At 71.7% G+C, this 15556-nt stretch carries 16 protein-coding genes, 2 pseudogenes and 1 riboswitch; of the genes and pseudogenes, 10 read left to right on the plus strand and 8 right to left on the minus strand.

All coding sequences use genetic code 11. The features are described from left to right. Nucleotide 1: 1 nt before the first annotated feature. Nucleotides 2–1033 carry a LacI family DNA-binding transcriptional regulator gene (locus HDG68_RS06875; RefSeq protein WP_172150561.1) on the minus strand — a complete coding sequence of 344 codons (1032 nt, stop codon included), beginning with the start codon at nt 1031–1033 and terminating at the stop codon, nt 2–4. Nucleotides 1034–1750: 717 nt separating this feature from the next. On the opposite strand from HDG68_RS06875, the gene HDG68_RS06880 reads away from it, so the two are divergent. The 3 genes and pseudogenes from HDG68_RS06880 to HDG68_RS17650 all read left to right on the plus strand — a co-directional run. Continuing rightward, a complete protein-coding gene (locus HDG68_RS06880; protein WP_172150563.1) occupies nt 1751–1990 on the plus strand; it encodes a helix-turn-helix domain-containing protein in 240 nt (79 codons plus the stop codon). After that, nucleotides 1983–2384, plus strand: coding sequence for a HipA N-terminal domain-containing protein (locus HDG68_RS16960; protein WP_246253694.1), 402 nt, complete (start codon nt 1983–1985; stop codon nt 2382–2384). The genes HDG68_RS06880 and HDG68_RS16960 overlap by 8 nt, the downstream gene beginning before the upstream one ends. Further along, nucleotides 2381–2962 (plus strand): annotated as a pseudogene (locus HDG68_RS17650) (HipA domain-containing protein); the annotation flags it as partial. The gene HDG68_RS16960 and the pseudogene HDG68_RS17650, both read left to right, overlap by 4 nt. Before the next feature lie 405 nt (nt 2963–3367). Here the strand turns inward: HDG68_RS17650 and HDG68_RS17655 are convergent. Next, entirely contained in the window at nt 3368–3742 is a 375-nt protein-coding gene (locus HDG68_RS17655) for a cupin domain-containing protein (protein ID WP_425483757.1), read from the minus strand. Further along, nucleotides 3699–4178, minus strand: a complete 480-nt coding sequence (locus tag HDG68_RS06895; protein WP_172150567.1) for a nuclear transport factor 2 family protein — start codon at nt 4176–4178, stop codon at nt 3699–3701. Before HDG68_RS06895 ends, HDG68_RS17655 begins: the two co-directional genes overlap by 44 nt. A gap of 246 nt (nt 4179–4424) precedes the next feature. Between HDG68_RS06895 and HDG68_RS06900 the strand changes: the two genes are divergently transcribed. After that, nucleotides 4425–5597 carry an AI-2E family transporter gene (locus tag HDG68_RS06900; protein WP_172150569.1) on the plus strand — a complete coding sequence of 391 codons (1173 nt, stop codon included), beginning with the start codon at nt 4425–4427 and terminating at the stop codon, nt 5595–5597. A gap of 86 nt (nt 5598–5683) precedes the next feature. Next, the gene (locus HDG68_RS06905; RefSeq protein WP_172150571.1) at nt 5684–6610 is read left to right on the plus strand and encodes an alpha/beta fold hydrolase; all 927 of its coding nucleotides are present in this window, start codon (nt 5684–5686) and stop codon (nt 6608–6610) included. A 12-nt stretch (nt 6611–6622) separates the two neighbouring features. On the opposite strand, the gene HDG68_RS06910 is transcribed toward HDG68_RS06905, so the two are convergent. Continuing rightward, a complete protein-coding gene (locus tag HDG68_RS06910; protein ID WP_343037466.1) occupies nt 6623–7609 on the minus strand; it encodes a bile acid:sodium symporter family protein in 987 nt (328 codons plus the stop codon). Nucleotides 7610–7723: 114 nt separating this feature from the next. On the opposite strand from HDG68_RS06910, the gene HDG68_RS06915 reads away from it, so the two are divergent. From HDG68_RS06915 to HDG68_RS06930, 4 genes and pseudogenes are all read left to right on the plus strand, one after another. After that, nucleotides 7724–9373, plus strand: a complete 1650-nt coding sequence (locus tag HDG68_RS06915) for an alpha-amylase family glycosyl hydrolase (protein WP_172150573.1) — start codon at nt 7724–7726, stop codon at nt 9371–9373. Nucleotides 9374–9380: 7 nt separating this feature from the next. Further along, nucleotides 9381–10775 (plus strand): patatin-like phospholipase family protein, encoded by a 1395-nt coding sequence (locus tag HDG68_RS06920; RefSeq protein WP_172150575.1) that lies wholly within the window; start codon nt 9381–9383, stop codon nt 10773–10775. A gap of 413 nt (nt 10776–11188) precedes the next feature. Beyond that, nucleotides 11189–12463, plus strand: a pseudogene (gtfA, locus tag HDG68_RS06925) (sucrose phosphorylase); the annotation flags it as partial. Between the two features lie 103 nt (nt 12464–12566). Then, nucleotides 12567–13043, plus strand: a complete 477-nt coding sequence (locus tag HDG68_RS06930) for an ABC transporter ATP-binding protein (RefSeq protein ID WP_425483751.1) — start codon at nt 12567–12569, stop codon at nt 13041–13043. Here the strand turns inward: HDG68_RS06930 and HDG68_RS06935 are convergent. Both HDG68_RS06935 and HDG68_RS06940 read right to left on the minus strand, forming a co-directional pair. Continuing rightward, on the minus strand, nt 13013–13405 hold the full coding sequence (locus HDG68_RS06935; RefSeq protein WP_172150579.1) for a type II toxin-antitoxin system VapC family toxin: 393 nt from the start codon (nt 13403–13405) through the stop codon (nt 13013–13015). The genes HDG68_RS06930 and HDG68_RS06935 overlap by 31 nt on opposite strands. After that, nucleotides 13402–13629: a FitA-like ribbon-helix-helix domain-containing protein gene (locus HDG68_RS06940; RefSeq protein ID WP_172150581.1), complete on the minus strand. Its 228-nt coding sequence runs from the start codon at nt 13627–13629 to the stop codon at nt 13402–13404. Before HDG68_RS06940 ends, HDG68_RS06935 begins: the two co-directional genes overlap by 4 nt. A gap of 81 nt (nt 13630–13710) precedes the next feature. On the opposite strand from HDG68_RS06940, the gene HDG68_RS06945 reads away from it, so the two are divergent. Then, complete coding sequence (locus HDG68_RS06945; protein ID WP_172150583.1) at nt 13711–14016, plus strand: hypothetical protein; 306 nt, start codon at nt 13711–13713, stop codon at nt 14014–14016. Here the strand turns inward: HDG68_RS06945 and HDG68_RS16975 are convergent. Both HDG68_RS16975 and HDG68_RS06955 read right to left on the minus strand, forming a co-directional pair. Then, the gene (locus HDG68_RS16975; RefSeq protein WP_246253695.1) at nt 13979–14926 is read right to left on the minus strand and encodes a D-alanyl-D-alanine carboxypeptidase family protein; all 948 of its coding nucleotides are present in this window, start codon (nt 14924–14926) and stop codon (nt 13979–13981) included. The two genes, HDG68_RS06945 and HDG68_RS16975, sit on opposite strands and share 38 nt — an antisense overlap. Before the next feature lie 96 nt (nt 14927–15022). Further along, nucleotides 15023–15124: riboswitch (cyclic di-AMP (ydaO/yuaA leader) on the minus strand. Between the two features lie 171 nt (nt 15125–15295). Further along, nucleotides 15296–15502 (minus strand): hypothetical protein, encoded by a 207-nt coding sequence (locus HDG68_RS06955; protein WP_172150585.1) that lies wholly within the window; start codon nt 15500–15502, stop codon nt 15296–15298. Between the last annotated feature and the right edge of the window lie 54 nt (nt 15503–15556).

The following is a 15556-nucleotide window of genomic DNA, read 5'->3' on the forward strand; positions in this document are numbered from 1 at the left end:
CTCAGCTGAGGTCGGGGGGTGGAGCCACGGACTCGCGTTCGACGAGTCCGCAGCGGATCTTCTCGACGGTGGTCGGCTGATCCGCCTCTCCACGGATGCGCGAGATCGCTCGGCGGGCGGCCCAGGCGCCCATCTCGTAGTGGGGCAGCTGGACGGTCGTCAGGCCGGGCAGCGTCGCATCCGCGACGAACTGCTGGTTGTCGAATCCGACGACCGAAAGCTCCGCGGGGATCCGGATGCCCAGCTGCGCAGCGACCTGGAACACAGCCAGGGCCAGCTGATCCGAGAAGCAGAACACCGCGGTCGGTCGATCCGGTCGCGTCAGCAGCTCACGGGCAACGGAGAACGAGGCAGCAGTCGACGCCTCGGGCACGCTGTAGACCAGATCCGGGTCCGGGCTCAGTCCCGCGCCACCAAGCGCGTCGTCATAGCCTGCGTGACGCATGGCCGCCGCCACATAGGTGCTTCCAGCGACCGTCAACATGGCGATCCGTCGATGACCCGCCGCGAGGAGATGCTCGGTAGCAGTCCGGCCGCCGCCGCGCTCGTCAGGGACGACACCGTCGGCCACGCCAGCTGAATCTGGCCAACCGTCAAGAATCACCGTGGGCAGACGACGAGGTGCGGCCGGGACCGCAACCTCCCGGTGGTAGTCGGCGGCAATGATCAACGCTTCGACATCCCGTTGCAGAAAGGACTGCGTCGCAGGTACGCCCATGGCGGCGTTGCCGTCGGTGTCGATGACCATCAACAGGAAGTCCAACTCCCACGCCGCGCGCTGGGCGCCGGCAAGCATGTGACCGCCGAACGGAACCGTGGCCACACGATCCGCCAGGAGGCCAAGCGTGTGCGACTTTTTCGTCTTCAAACCGCGCGCCAAGACGTTCGGAACATAGCCAAGCTCCTCCGCGCGAGCGCGCACCTGGTCTGCGATGTCGCGACGCACTCGCCCCCGATCCCGCTCGTTCAACACGAGCGAGACAGTCGAGACAGAGACGCCGAGCTCCTCGGCAATGTCCCGCATGGTCAACATGACGGCCCCTTCGTCGCCCTCCAGATCGACGTCGAACGATTGACGTCAACCGATTGACGTGAACGCTAGAAGCGTCAAACGCGTTGACGCAACGGCATGTGTGTGACCTGTGTCACACCAGGAGTTTCACGCCTTGCAAGCCCTGTTGTAGGTGCGATCGGAGCCTGACCCGGGTCCCGGAGACCTGATCTGAGGCGATGATCGTCTCGGGAAGGGAATCCGTGATACCTGCAATCTAGGCCCCGGCTTAGAGCGGTGGGCCTGACCCGCGCGGGGACGCGACGGTGTGGCGAGTCGCCAAGGATCTGGGATCCGCGAGTCGTGCCTGCGCCGGTGGATGGTCCCCCACGTCTACGGCGGCGACCTGCCGCTGGCCGTCATCACGAGAGTGATCCCGGTGACGGTTGCCAATGGTGTCCTCGTGGGACGAGCGCTGTCCACGGGCCCCGGCGGCTGAGCCCAGGGTCGACCGAGACTGCGCCACACCGGTTCCGGTCGACGCGACCAGCGCGGCCCCTCGCAGTCGGGACTGCTGCGCGGATGGGTGACGGTGGACGTCTGGCACTGGAGCGCCGACGGGGCGGTTAGCCCTGTATCGGCGGGCTGATGACGCCGCTCCTCCCAGATCGATGTCGATAACGTAGTCAAGGCTCTTGACTACGCATTCGTAGTCACGAACAATGACTACCGATACGTAGTCGAGCAGAGGCGGTCAGCATGGCGGTCCAGGGCACGGTCACCGGACCCGAGTCGCTCGGGCGGATCCTCCAGCAGGCCCGGCTGATCAACGGGTGGAGTCAACGCGAGCTGGCGGCTCGCATCGGCACGACGCAGCGCTACATCTGGGAGATCGAGTCCGGCAAGCCGTCGATCTACACCGACCGGCTGTTCGCCGTGCTGCGTGAGACCGGAACGACGCTCTCCGCGTCCATCGAGCCGCGGAGCGACGATGAGTGACCTCGAGGTGGAGCTGTACGGCACCAGGATCGGTTCTCTGACAGGGCGGGGACCTGCTCTCGACTTCGCCGCAGATCCGGAGGCGGTCGACGAGTTCGGCCTCGACAGCCTCGTGCTGTCGGTCGCCGTACCGCTCGCCGTCGTGCCGGCGCGAGCCCGTCGCGCCAGGCGGCAGAACTACTTCCGCGAGCTGCTGCCTGAGGGACAGATGCTGGTACGGCTTGCGCAGGACGCCGGGGTGCCGCAGCACGACGTCGTCGCGATGCTTCGCGCGTACGGCCGCGACGTCGCAGGGGACTGCAGATCTGGGACCCGGAGGCGCCGGGTGAACCGCGGACGCCCGCGCTCGAACGGCTCTCGGAGGCGGGTGTCGGTGAGCTGCTGGCTGAGGTGACGTCCTACCCGCTCGCCAACAAGCCGGACCGGGGCAAAACGTCCCTGGCCGGCGTCCAGGACAAGATCGTACTGACACGCACCGCTGAGGGCTGGGCCCGGGCGCTCGACGGCTACCCGTCGACACACATCCTCAAGCCCGTCTCGCAAGACCATCCCTCGCTCATCTACGACGAGGAGTACGGAGCGAGGCTGGCTCGCGTGCTCGGGCTGGCGGCCTTCCCCACCTGGATCGACGAGTTCGACGGTGTGCCCGCACTGGTCGTCGAACGCTACGACCGTGAACGGTCGGACGACGGCATGCCTCGCCGGATGCATCAGGAGGACTTCAACCAGGCGCTCGGCCTGCAGGGCGACCAGAAGTACCAGAAGTTCGGGGGCAAGGCTTCCCTGCAACGCGTGGCCCGTGAGCTCGCCATGCTCGGAGATCGGGCGGGGCTCCGGCGTCTCGCTCGCCTGACGGTTCTCGGTGTCGCGGTCGGCAACCTTGACATGCACGCCAAGAACCTGGCGTTGCTCCATCGACGTGACGGGAGCGTGGAACTCGCGCCCGCCTACGACGTCGTACCGCAGACGCATCAGCCCAACGACGGCGAGCTCGCTCTCGCCGTCGACCGGACATATCGCCATGCCGCCGTCACGCGAACCCACCTGGTGACAGAGGTCGGGTCATGGGGGCTCCGTGATGCGGCCGACCTGTCGACGAGGCGCTGGGGGCTGCCTTCGACGCCGTGGCCCGCGAGTCACCGCACCCGGACGCACATCCGGGTCTCGTCGACGACATCACCCGGTTCACCGAGAACCTCCTCGCCGGAAGGGCCGCGGGGGCGCGAGAGCCGTAGAGGGCGCCTCCTCGGGGGACCCGATCCGGTGCTCCTGTGGTGCGCTACGGTGACGTCTTCCCTGGTCATCGCGCAGTTCGTCCCGTGTCTCAGAAGTGGTCTGGAGCCGTCGCGCAGATCATCGAGGCCCTGCGGGAACCCGTCACGGGACCCTGCGCTGCACGATGACCGCGGTGAGGGTCGTCGTCGCCCAGGTGGTGTGCTGTTCGCCAGCGTCCCAGGACACCAGGTCACCCGGCCCGACGACGGTGGGGACGTCGTCGTCCCCGCCCACTTGCCCGGACCCGCTCACCACGTAGAACGCCTGATCGCTTCCCGCAGGGTGCTTGGGGAGCGACGCACCAGGTTGCACGACCACGACATCGACACGGACGAGCTCCGGGTCGACGCCCGGGGCGAGCAACGACATGACCACGCCTGGCGCGCCGTCGAGCGGAGTGAGTTCCAGGTTCTCGATACGCATGGCAAGGGACCTAGACGTTCGCGATGTCACCGACGGCCGACGCGGTGAGCTCATCGGCCGTGAGAGGGATGCTGGAGTGCACGACGGCGCGGCGTAACGCTATCGCCCAGGACCGTGCGCGTCGCTCGAAGGTGTCCAGATAGCTTCCCGCAGAGAGCAGCCACCGACCGTCGGCACGTCGCGTCAGCGCCGTGACGTCCGAGGTTCCTTCTGCGCAGTCCGGCCCGAGCAGGCTGACAGACGTGTTGGTGGTCCAGTGGTGCATCCGGGGCTGTGAACTCCACTGGCGCTCGATGGCCGCTCGGATCTCGTCGTGGCCGACGAAGCGCGCGACGCCGACGTCCCAGACACCGTCGGTGTGGAACGCCGCAAGGAAGCGTTCGGGGTCCCTCTTGTCGGCACCGTGCGCGTACTCCGCGACGATGCGCTGCAGTGCGTACGTCGACTCCAGCCGGTCAAGACGTGCTTCGACGTCGTCATCTCGACACATCTCGCCATGCTGGACCATGCCACGTGCTGTGGCCATCGCCTGGCCCAGGCCCTCGCCGCGAGGTTGACGTCGTGTCGATCTTCGTGGTGCCGTCCTCGCCCGCCTGGCCTGAGCCGGCTCCGACTCTTCCCCGCCATGGGAGCGGTCTGAGCGCCGTCGTCCCAGCGCGTCGCCGCCGGGTCGTGGCCTGACCGCACTACCGTCGTCACGTCCGGCGCCTGCCGGGACCACGAGGGAGGACGGATCATGGGTCTCTTCGGCCGCCGCGCACCACGCCGCGACCGCCAGCCGGTGGAGGCGAGCCGCGAGGTGACGCGCCCGCGGGTCACCGAGCCTCGGGGTGCCTCGAAGCTCTGGTCGGACGGCATGGGCAAGGTGGCGACGCGTTCGGTGCAGACCCTCGCGATCGTCGCGATCGTCGCGGTGGCGGTGTTCGTGGGCACGCGCCTGACGCTCGTGGTGATTCCGCTCCTGATCGCGCTGGTGCTGGCTGCGGCGATCTCGCCGCTGGTCTCGTGGCTGCGCGCCCGCGGGGTGCGCTCGCTCCTGGCGACGTGGCTCTCGCTCCTCGCGCTGATCGCGATCCTGGCGGCCGTGATGTGGCTGGTCGTGCTTGCCGTGGTCGACCAGTGGGACGAGCTGCAGCAGCAGGCGTTGGACGGTTTCGACTCCCTGCAGACCTACGTCCAGGACCTGCCCTTCCAGATCTCGGAGGAGCAGATCAGCTCGGTGCGGGACTCCGCGCTGAACTTCCTGCAGTCCAGCGCGGTCGGGTCCGGGGCGATCCAGGGCGTGTCGCAGACCGCTGACTTCGTCGCGGGCTTCTTCATCATGGTCGTCGTGCTGTTCTTCTTCCTGAAGGACGGCCCGGCCATGTGGGAGTTCCTGCTGCGCCCGTTCGACGGCGAGGCGTACGAGCGCGGTCGGCGCGTCGGGTCGGCGACCATCCAGACGCTGGGCAACTACGTCCGCGGGACGGCGATCGTGGCGGCCGCGGACGCCGTCGGCATCGGGATCGGACTCGCCATCGTGGGTGTCCCGCTGGCGCTCCCGCTGTCGGTCCTGGTCTTCTTGCTCGCCTTCATCCCTCTCGTCGGTGCCACCTTGGCGGGCATCCTCGCCGCACTCGTGGCGCTGGTCGCCGTCGGCCCGGTCGAGGCACTGATCGTCGTCGCCATCGTGGTCGGCGTGAACCAACTCGAGGGCAACTTCCTGCAGCCGATCGTCATGGGCCGCACCCTGCGGTTGCACCCCCTGGCGATCCTGTTCGCCCTGACGGCCGGCACCGTGCTCGTCGGCATCACCGGCGCGGTGCTGGCCGTGCCGATCGCGGCATCGATCTGGCGGGCGATCCAGGTGTGGGACGGGCCGGACCTCCCGGCGAAGTTCGCCCGCCAGAAGCGGGCTGAGACCGTCTGACCGCGCAACCCCGCCGCCGGCGACCGAGCCGCGGCCGGCGACCGCGCCGCCGCCGGCGACCGAGCCGTCGCCGATACCCTCGGCGGATGCCAGACGTCCCGCTGCACACCGGCCGCCTGCCCGTCGGCGACGGCAACGAGCTGTACTTCGAGGCGGCGGGCAACCGGCGCGGCCCGGCGGTGCTGTGGCTGCACGGCGGTCCTGGCGCCGGGGCGATGGCCGGGCACCGGCGTCGCATCGATCCGCGACGCCAGCAGGCGATCACCTTCGACCACCGGGGTTGTGGACGGAGCCGGCCGCTGGCCCCGGACCGGCTCGACCTGCTGGACACCAACACGACGCCGGCGCAGATCGAGGACATCGAGGCGCTGCGCGCCCACCTGGGGGTCGAGCGGTGGATGGTCACGGGTGCGTCCTGGGGGACGACGCTCGCGCTCGCGTACGCCCAGGCGCATCCGGAGCGGGTCTCCGCGTTGGGCCTTTTCGCGGTGACGACGACGTCGACGGCGGAGGTCGAGTGGGTCACCGAGGCGATGGGTCGCGTGTTCCCCGAGGTGTGGCACGAGTTCGCCACCGCCGTCGAGCGGCCGCCGGGGGAGCGCCTGGTCGACGCCTACGCACGGGCGCTGCGCCACCCGGACGCCGCCGTCCGCCGTCGGGCCGCCGCGGCGTGGGGCCGGTGGGAGGACGTGCACGTCTCGCTCGGACCGGGCTGGGAGCCGGACCCACGGTGGCACACCTCGCCCACCCGCGACGTGCTGGCCACCCTCGTGACCCACTACTGGTCGCACTCGGGATTCGGCGGCGACCAGATCCTCGGGCGGATGGACCGCCTTGCCGGCATCCCGGGTGTGCTGATCCACGGCCGCCGCGACATCTCCGGCCCCGCTGTCACGGCGTGGGAGCTGCACCGGGCCTGGCCGGGCAGCGAGCTGCACATCGTCGACGAGGGGCACGGCGGCCCGGCAGCGTCCGCGCTGCTGACCAGGGCGATCGCCGACTCGCTCGGCTGAGCCCCGGAAGCCTCAGGCGTCCGGGTCCGGTGAGACCCCCGCGGGCTCCTGCCCGAGGCGCCGGGCCAGCACCGAGCACACCACGAGCTGGAGCTGGTGGAAGACGACGAGCGGCACGACGACGACGGCGAGCGTCGCGGCGGGCAGCAGCGCCGAGGCCATCGGCAGGCCGGTGGCCAGCGACTTCATCCCGCCGACGAGCAGCAGGGTGACCCGCTGGTCGCGCGGCAGCCCGAGGGCGCGGCCGCCCCACCAGGTGGCGGCGAGCATGACAGCCAGCAGCACGCCGGCGGATCCGACGAGCACGAGCACGACCCCCGCGGTCATGTCCGCCCAGATGCCCTCGGCGGTGGCGCCGCTGATCGCCGTGAACACGATGAGCAGGATCGTGCCGCGGTCGACGGCCGTCGTGAGGCCCTTGTGCCGTCGCACGAGCCCGCCCACCCAGGGCTGCAGGAGCTGGCCGACCACCAGCGGTGCGAGGAGCTGCAGGAGCACGGTCTGCAGGCCGTCCGCACCGACCGCGCCGTCACCGGCGGCGGCTCCGCTCATGAGGCCGAGCACCAGCAGGGGAGTGGCGACCATGCCGACGACGTTCGACACGGTCGCGCCGCAGATCGCGCCGGCGACGTCGCCGCGGGCCACGGACGTGAACGCGACGGCGGAGTTCACCGTGGACGGCAGCAGGGAGACGCAGAGCAGCCCGACGGCGACCCCCTGCCCGACGAGCGGCCCGACGGCGGCCGAGATCGCGAGCCCCACGAGCGGGAACGCGACGAACGTCGCGGCGAGCAGGGACCCCTGGAGGCGCCAGTTCGTCAGCGACCGCCAGATCTCCCGGGTCGGCAGCCGTGCCCCGTACAGCAGGAACAGCAGCGCGATGGCAACGTCGGTGACGACGTCGAGCACGCCGCGCGCACCGTCCGGGACGGGCAGCACGATGCCGACGAGCAGCGCGAGGAGGATGCCGACCACGAACGGGTCGACCCATCGGCGCACGTGAGTCCACAGGGAGCTCGGTCGGCCGGGGCGTCGTGTCACAGGGGGTCCTCTCGGGTGGTCGCGACGACGGTACGGTACGCGCTCGGCGCCAATCGCTCCTAGGCTCTCGGCATGACAGCGGTCGAGGCGGGACGACGTGGCGACGATCCGACCGGTGGGACGCCCGGATGGCTCGCCGACGCCGTCGTCTACGAGATCTACCCGCAGTCGTTCGCGGACTCGGACGGCGACGGCATCGGCGACCTGCGCGGCGTCGTCGACCACCTCGACCACCTGGAGTGGCTCGGGGTGGACGTCATCTGGTTCAACCCGTGCTTCGCCTCCCCGTTCCGGGACGCCGGCTACGACGTCGTCGACTACCTGCGGATCGCGCCGCGGTACGGGACGAACGCGGACATGGTCGAGCTCGTCGAGGAGGCCCGACGCCGTGGCATCCGGGTGCTGCTCGACCTCGTGGCCGGGCACACCTCGATCGACCACCCGTGGTTCGCGGCGGCCCTGGCCGACCCGGGCGACGACCGGTACATCTGGGCCGACCGCGCCGGACCGGCGCTCGTCCCGTCGCCCGGCCCCCGTGAGGGCTGGTACCTGAAGAACTTCTTCGACTCCCAGCCGGCGCTGAACTTCGGCTACGCCCGGCCGCACCCGGACGAACCCTGGCGGCAGGCCCCTGACGCCCCCGGGCCGTCGCGCAACCGCGAGGCGCTGCAGGAGATCATCGGGTACTGGCTGGACCGCGGGGTGGCCGGCTTCCGCGTCGACATGGCGTTCTCGCTGGTCAAGGACGATCCGGGCCTCGAGGCGACGACGGCGCTCTGGCGGGGGATCGCCGACTGGATGCGCGCGCGGTACCCGGACGCCGTGCTGATGCCGGAGGCCGACGAGGACAACACCGCCGACGCCGGTCTGCGCGGCGGGTTCGACGCGGACTTCGCGCTCGTCATCCAGCGGGAGCACAGCGCGCTGTTCAACAACGGCGCCACCGGGCACCTCACCTGGCAGGACCCGGAGGCGACCCCCTGCTACTTCGACCCCGACGTCGACGAGGCGGCGGGCACCCGCGCGCTGGAGACCTTCCTGGCCGTGTGGGGCGAGCGGGAGCGCCAGGCCGGTGCGGACCGGCTCGTGGTGCTGCCGACGGCGGACCACGATTTCTCCCGGCTCGCCGCGGGGCCGCGCACGGGTGACCAGCTGCGCCCGGCCTTCACGTTCCTGCTGACCTGGGGGTCGTTGCCGTCGATCTACTACGGCGACGAGATCGGGATGCGCAACCTGCCCGAGGCGCCGGAGACGGAGGGGAGCCGCTGGAACCCGGGGTACGACCGGGCCGGCTGCCGCACCCCGTTGCAGTGGGACGACGCCCTGCCGAACAGCGGGTTCTCCTCGGCGCCGGCCGAGCGGTTGTACCTGCCGCAGGACCCGGGCCCGGCCCGTCCCACGGTGGCGGCCCAGCGTGGCGACCCGGGGTCGCTGCTGCACCACGTCCGCGACCTGGTGGACCTCCGCCGTCGCACCCCGGCCCTCCGCCCGCGAGCGGGGCGGCGGGTGCTGCACGCCGGGTACCCGTTCGTCTACCTCCGGGGCGAGGAGCATCTCGTCGTCGTCAACCCGCGGCGCGAGGCCGCCCGGGCCACCGTCCCGGAACTCGCCGGAGCCGCCGCGACGACGCTCCTCGGTGACGGCGTCGAGGTCGACGACGGCGTGGTGCAGGCTGCGGGGGGAGCTCACGCGGTGCTCGCCCTGACGCGACGCGTAGGCTGAGCGACCGATGAACCAGCACATCGGGGTCGCGATCTCCGGCGGTGGCCACCGCGCGACGGTCTGGAGCCTGGGCACGCTGCTCTACCTGGTCGACAGCGGGAAGAACCGTGAGGTGTCCGCGATCTCCTCGGTGTCCGGGGGCTCGATCACCAACGCCGTCGTGGCGCAGGAGACCGACTACACGACCACGGACCCGGCCGACTTCGACCGGAGCATTCGACCGCTGGTGAGGCACGTCGCCGGCACCGGCCTTTTCTTCTGGGGGCCGCCCACCAACGGCTACCTGCTGTCGGTGTTCGTCGGATTCGGCGTCGCCCTGGGCACGCTGCTGGCCGGTGCCGTCTTCGCGTTCCTCGACGGCATGTCGTGGCGTTCCGGTCTGACGCTGCTGATCGGGAGCGTGCTGACGGGGCTCATGGCGCGCTGGTTCGAGCGTCGTTCGCACGTCCTCGACCGCGCGCTGGCCCGGACCCACTTCCACCGGGACGGGAGGCCCACGCGGCTGGAGGACGTCGGCCGGTCCCTGGACCACGTGGTGTGCGCGACCGAGCTGCAGTCCGCGGAGCACCTCTACCTCACGCCCCGTTTCCTCTACTCCTACCGGCTGGGGACGGGGTCGCCGAACGGGATGCGGCTGTCCACGGCCGTCCAGGCGTCGCTGAGCATGCCCGGCGCCTTCACGCCGCGGCGGCTGAAGACCGCGCCGTACGGTTTCCACGGCGGCACGCGGGACGGCGGTGTCGCCGAGGACTTCCTGCTCACCGACGGCGGCGTGTACGACAACCTGGCCGACCAGTGGCCCGACGGTCTCGCGGCCCGCCTGGAGCGCGTGCCCGACCTGCCCGTCGTGGGACGCACCATCGACGAGCTCGTCGTCGTCAACGCCACGACCGCCCTGCACTGGAGGCGGCTGCGGTACGCCCGCCGGTTCCTCGTGGGTGAGCTGTTCACCCTGCTGCGGTCCAGCAGCGTCATGTACCAGGTGCCCACCGAGCGGCGTCAGCGCGGGCTGGTGCACAACTGGGTGGAGTGCGAGCGCACGGGGCGGGGGCAGCGGGGCGCGATCGTGCAGATCCAGCAGTCGCCGTACCGGATCGCCGACGCGTTCCTGCGCAAGGACGACGAGAACCGGGCCTCCCGTGCCCGCGCCGTGCTCGACCTGCTGGGCGACGACGACGAGGACCGCGAGGCGTGGCGGGCCCGGGCGGAGTCCGACGCGGCCGTCCCCACGGTGCTGCGTCGGCTCGGCCGGACGGCCACCGTCGACCTGCTCGAGCACGCCTACGTGCTCGCCATGTGCAACCTGCACGTCCTGCACGGGTACCCGCTGCTCGAGCTGCCGGGGCGCGAACGGTTCGAGCGTCTCCTGGACGACGCAGAGGGCTCGACCGGCGTCGTGTGACGCGGCTACGTGACGACCGCCGTCGTCGTCCCGGGTGCGCAGGTCGTGCAGAACATCCGCCGGCCCAGGTCGGTCTCGCTCGGCGCGCCGGGGGAGTACTCCACCTCCTCGTGCGCGTGCGCGACCCGGGTGTGCCGGGTGCACGAGGCGGCTCCGCACTGCGAACAGACCGTGACCGCCGGGGTGGTGGCCTGGTGCTCGGTGGCACATTCGAAGCAGTTCATCGGACATCTCCTGACATGCGTGCAGCGCGGCTCCGTCGCGCTCGCTGCCGGCCGTCCCGGAGGGGGGTCGACCCCTCCAGTCTGGCAGCGTGCGTGTGACCCGCACAGGGGGCTGCACGACGAGCAGGGTCCCGGCCGCCGTCGCATCATGGCGGGAACAGCGGGGGTCGACCCGGGGAGGGCAAGCGCATGGTCGCGCAGGAGCAGGTCCAGCTCATCGCGTACGCGGACCGCCTCGGTGGTGACCTGCGCGGGCTCGCCGACTTCCTGCGTCGTGACGAGGTCGCCGGCGCGTTCGGCGGCGTGCACGTGCTGCCGTTCTACACGCCGTTCGACGGCGCGGACGCGGGCTTCGATCCGGTCGACCACACCGCCGTCGACCCACGGCTGGGCACGTGGGACGACGTGCGCGACCTGGCCCGCACGCACGACGTGATGGTCGACCTCGTCGTCAACCACGTGTCCGCGGACTCGGCCACGTTCCGCGACGTCGTGGCCCGCGGAGACGCCTCGCCGTGGGCGCCGATGTTCCTGACGATGTCGTCGGTGTTCCCCGACGGTGCGCGGGAGGAGGAGCTCGCCCGCATCTACCGGCCCCGGCCCGGGCTCCCGTTCACGGCGATCCGCCTCGGGGACCGGCTGCGCTACGTGTGGACGACGTTCACGCCCCAACGGATCGACGTCGACGTCTCCTCGGAGCCGGGCCGTGAGTACCTGACCTCGATCCTCGACGCCGCCGCGCGGGCGGGCGTGCGTCTCGTCCGTCTCGACGCCGTCGGCTACGCGGTCAAGACGCCGGGCACCACCTGTTTCATGACGCCCGAGACATTCGACTTCATCGCGGGCTTCGCCGCGCAGGCGCGCGAGCGCGGGGTCGACCTGCTGGTCGAGGTGCACTCGTACTACCGGCGCCAGGTCGAGATCGCCCGCGCGGTCGACCTCGTCTACGACTTCGCCCTGCCGCCGCTGGTGCTGCACGCCCCGTACACCGGCGACGGCGCGGCGCTGGTGGACTGGCTGCGCGAGCGACCCCGCAACGCGGTCACGGTGCTCGACACCCACGACGGCATCGGGGTGATCGACGTCGGCCCGGACCAGACCACCCCGCCGGGCGAGCCCGAGCGCCCGGGGCTCCTCACGCCCGAGCAGATCGACGCGCTCGTGGAGGGGATCCACGCACGCACCGGTGGCGCCTCGGCGCGCGCGACCGGGGCAGCGGCGTCGAACCTGGACCTGTACCAGGTGAACTCCACCTTCTACGACGCGCTCGGCCGCGACGACGCCCGGTACCTCGCCGCACGGGCGATCCAGCTCTTCACGCCGGGGATCGCGCAGGTCTACTACGTCGGGCTGCTCGCGGGCCAGAACGACGTCGAGCTCCTGGAGCGCACCGGCGTGGGGCGGGACGTCAACCGCCACCACTACACGCACGCCGAGGTCGACGCCGCGCTGGCCACCCCGCTGGTGCAGCGCCTGCTCGCCCTGTGCCGCTTCCGCAGCACGTTCCCCGCGTTCGACGGCGATGTGGCCGCCTCCCTCGACGGGTCCCGCCTCACCCTGGAGCGCCGTGGCGCCGGACGAGCAGGCGGCCCGCGAGGCGATGGCCCGCGCCGGGGTGGCGCACCTCGCCCACCGGCACGTCGACGACCTCTCGGGCGGGGAACGCCAGCGGGTGCTCATCGCCCGGGCGCTCGCCCAGGGCTCCAGCCACCTGCTGCTCGACGAGCCGACCAACCACCTCGACGTGCGCTACCAGCACGAGATCCTGGCGCTGGTGCACGGCCTGCCGCTGACCACCGTCGCCGTGCTGCACGACCTCAACCTGGCGGCCCGGTACTGCGACGAGCTGGTCCTGCTCTCCGCCGGGCACGTGGTCGCCGCCGGAGTGCCGGACGAGGTGCTGGTCCCGGAGGTGCTGGAACCGGTCTACGAGATCGCGGTGCGCCGGTTCGACGTCGACGGGGTGCCCCAGCTCGTGTTCGGGATGACCGAGGGGGCTGGCGTGGCGACGGATCAGCGGCTCGGCGGGACGACCACGACCTGAGCGTCGTGGCCGGGCGCGGCGAGCTTGCTGTCGCAGGTGATGACGGGGGCTCCCGTGGCCTCGCCGAGAGCGAGGTAGGCGGCGTCGCAAGCGGTGAAGTGGTACCGCAGCCCCCAGATGCGATCGGCGAGCGCGTCCGTCGGGTATCGCTCGATCGCCAGGGTGAAGAAGTCGCCTCGTGCCTGGTCGGCCATGTCGGTGGTGAGCTTTCCGGACAGGGTGAGTCCGCGCAGCACGGAGAGCACCTCGACGTCCAGCAGGTGGGGCGCGCACACGGCGTCGTCCAGCGCGTCGAGCAGACTCGCGGCGGCGTCGCGGCCCACCAGGGCCTCCACCATCGCCGAGGCGTCGACGACGATCATCGGCGACCGGTGTGGAGAGCCTCGACGACCTCCTGCGACGACGGCCCGGCCGACCGGTCACGAGCACGGAGGCGTTCGACGACCTCGGCGTTCGTCGGGCGCTCCGCGAGCCGCGACAGCTCTGCGGAGACGTAGGCCGACAGGGACAGGCCGGACGCGGCCGCGCGTCGCTTGAGCGTCTCCGAGACCTGTGGAGGGACGTCGCGGATATAGAGGGTGGCCATGCCACCGATGATAGCAATGTGCAAGCAAGGCCCGTTCCGAATAGCATGTCCGCCCTCGAGGGGCCTGGCTATCCTCACCCTGTGGCTCCCAGCAGACTCCGCACGACCGCCCGGATCGTCGCCGTCGTGGCGGCCGGGCTCGCCATCGCGGACGGCTTCCGGTGGGGCAACCGCTGGTACGTCTCGACGATGTTCGGCGGCGCGGAGAGCGGGAACCTGCTGGCGGTCGAGCGGCTCGTGGGCGCCCACGACGCGCTCGTCGCCGGGCTCGCGTGGCTGTGCCTGGCGATCGTCGCCGCGGTCGTCGGGTGGCGACTGCGGATCGTGAGCGTGCCGGACGACCGCTCGGTCAGGACACCCCGCCGGCCGCCTCGACGGCCGCGGTGAACTCCCAGTGCCAGGGCTCGTACTTGGAGCCGCCCGGGCGCGCCCAGGCCGGGTTGTCCCAGCCGTAGGTGGGCCCGTGCTGGGCGAGCCAGTCGTAGCGGTCGCCGGTGTAGGTCTCGGGGCACAGGTCGACGGCGAGACCCCAGCCGTGGTTGGAGGTTCCGGGCGGCGCCACGAGCGACCCCTTGGCGGCTCGCGCGGCGACCTGCTGGCTGTAGCTGCGGTAGCCGTCGGTGACGCACATGGCCTCGCCGAACGCGGCGACGTAGGCCTCGTTGAGCCGGGCGAGGGCCACGGCGGCGTCCGCGCGGACCATGGGGCCGCCGTCCCACAGCGAGCACATCTCGGTGCTGGAGATGTTGCCGTTGGTGCCGGCCCCGGTCGCCTCACCGTCGCAGCCGGGCAGGACGGGCGGCTCGGGTGCGGACTCGACGTCGACGGCGATGTCCTCGGACGGGATGGCCGCGTCGTCGGCGACGACCAGTCCGGCAGAACCGGGGGCGGTCCGGGCGCTGCGCTCGCCGCTGCGGGAGGCGGCCTGGCTGCGTTCGGCGACGAGCTCGGAGCGCCGTTCGGTGCTGGCCTCGGTACCGAGCGCGGTGCCGGAGTCGGCGGGCTCGGGCGTGGCCCGGATGCCGGACGCCGAGGTGTCCGGCGTCGCGGAGTGCGGGACGCCGGTGGTCCCGGAGGCCACGGACAGCCCGGTGGTGGTCGCCATCGTGACGGCGAGGCCGACACCGAGGCTCACGGGCCAGCTCTTCGGCGCCAGCGAGGACCAGGTGGGTCCGCTGCGTCGCTGCCGCGGTGCCGGACCGGCGACGTGCCGTCCGGCGTGCTTGGCGGTGGTGCGGCTGCGGGTGGTGCGAGGTGCGGTCGGCGCGGGGTCGGCCGCGTGCCGGGCGTGCTTCATCGACGACCCGTCGCGGCGGAGTGTGCGGCCTGGGGCCGCGAGAGCGCGGGGTGGTGGCCCGTGGTGCGCGCTGGCATCGGCATCTCCTGGCGCCTGCGAGGTTAGCTGTCGGGTTCGGGTCGGAGACTGACCCGGCCGGCAGGGCTGCTGCGCGGCTTCACCCCGAGGACACCGTGGTGCCCGTGAGTGGGTCCCCCGTCCCTGTCGTCTGCGTCGATGGTGGTCCGGGGCGGTGACAGGGCTCGGCGCCCGCACCGGACGGCCCGCGGTCGTCGTGGGCTGCCTGGACCCTATCCCTCCGACCCGCAGATGTCACGGTAAGGTCACGGGCGCGCCGGAAGGGTGGACGGCGACCGGCCGGCCGCCCCGTCAGGCCTCGTCGTCGTGGGCGTGCCGCAGGCTCCAGGCCACCACGGCGACCAGCATGCCGAGCGACGGCCCGAGCGCGACACCCAGCCCCACGTTGCCGACGACGGCCCCGACGACGACGCCCGCGGCACTGCCGAAGACCACGCCCATCGCGATCCACATGCCCAGTCCGGCCTCGGAGTCCGGCGTGCTGTCCTCGTCCGTCATGGGACCCGACCGTACCGCCCGGTCCGCCGGCCGGCGTCGGCGCCGTGCCATGCT

It is taken from the genome of Isoptericola chiayiensis (assembly GCF_013149805.1).
In the GTDB taxonomy this organism is placed as follows: Bacteria; Actinomycetota; Actinomycetes; order Actinomycetales; family Cellulomonadaceae; genus Isoptericola; species Isoptericola chiayiensis.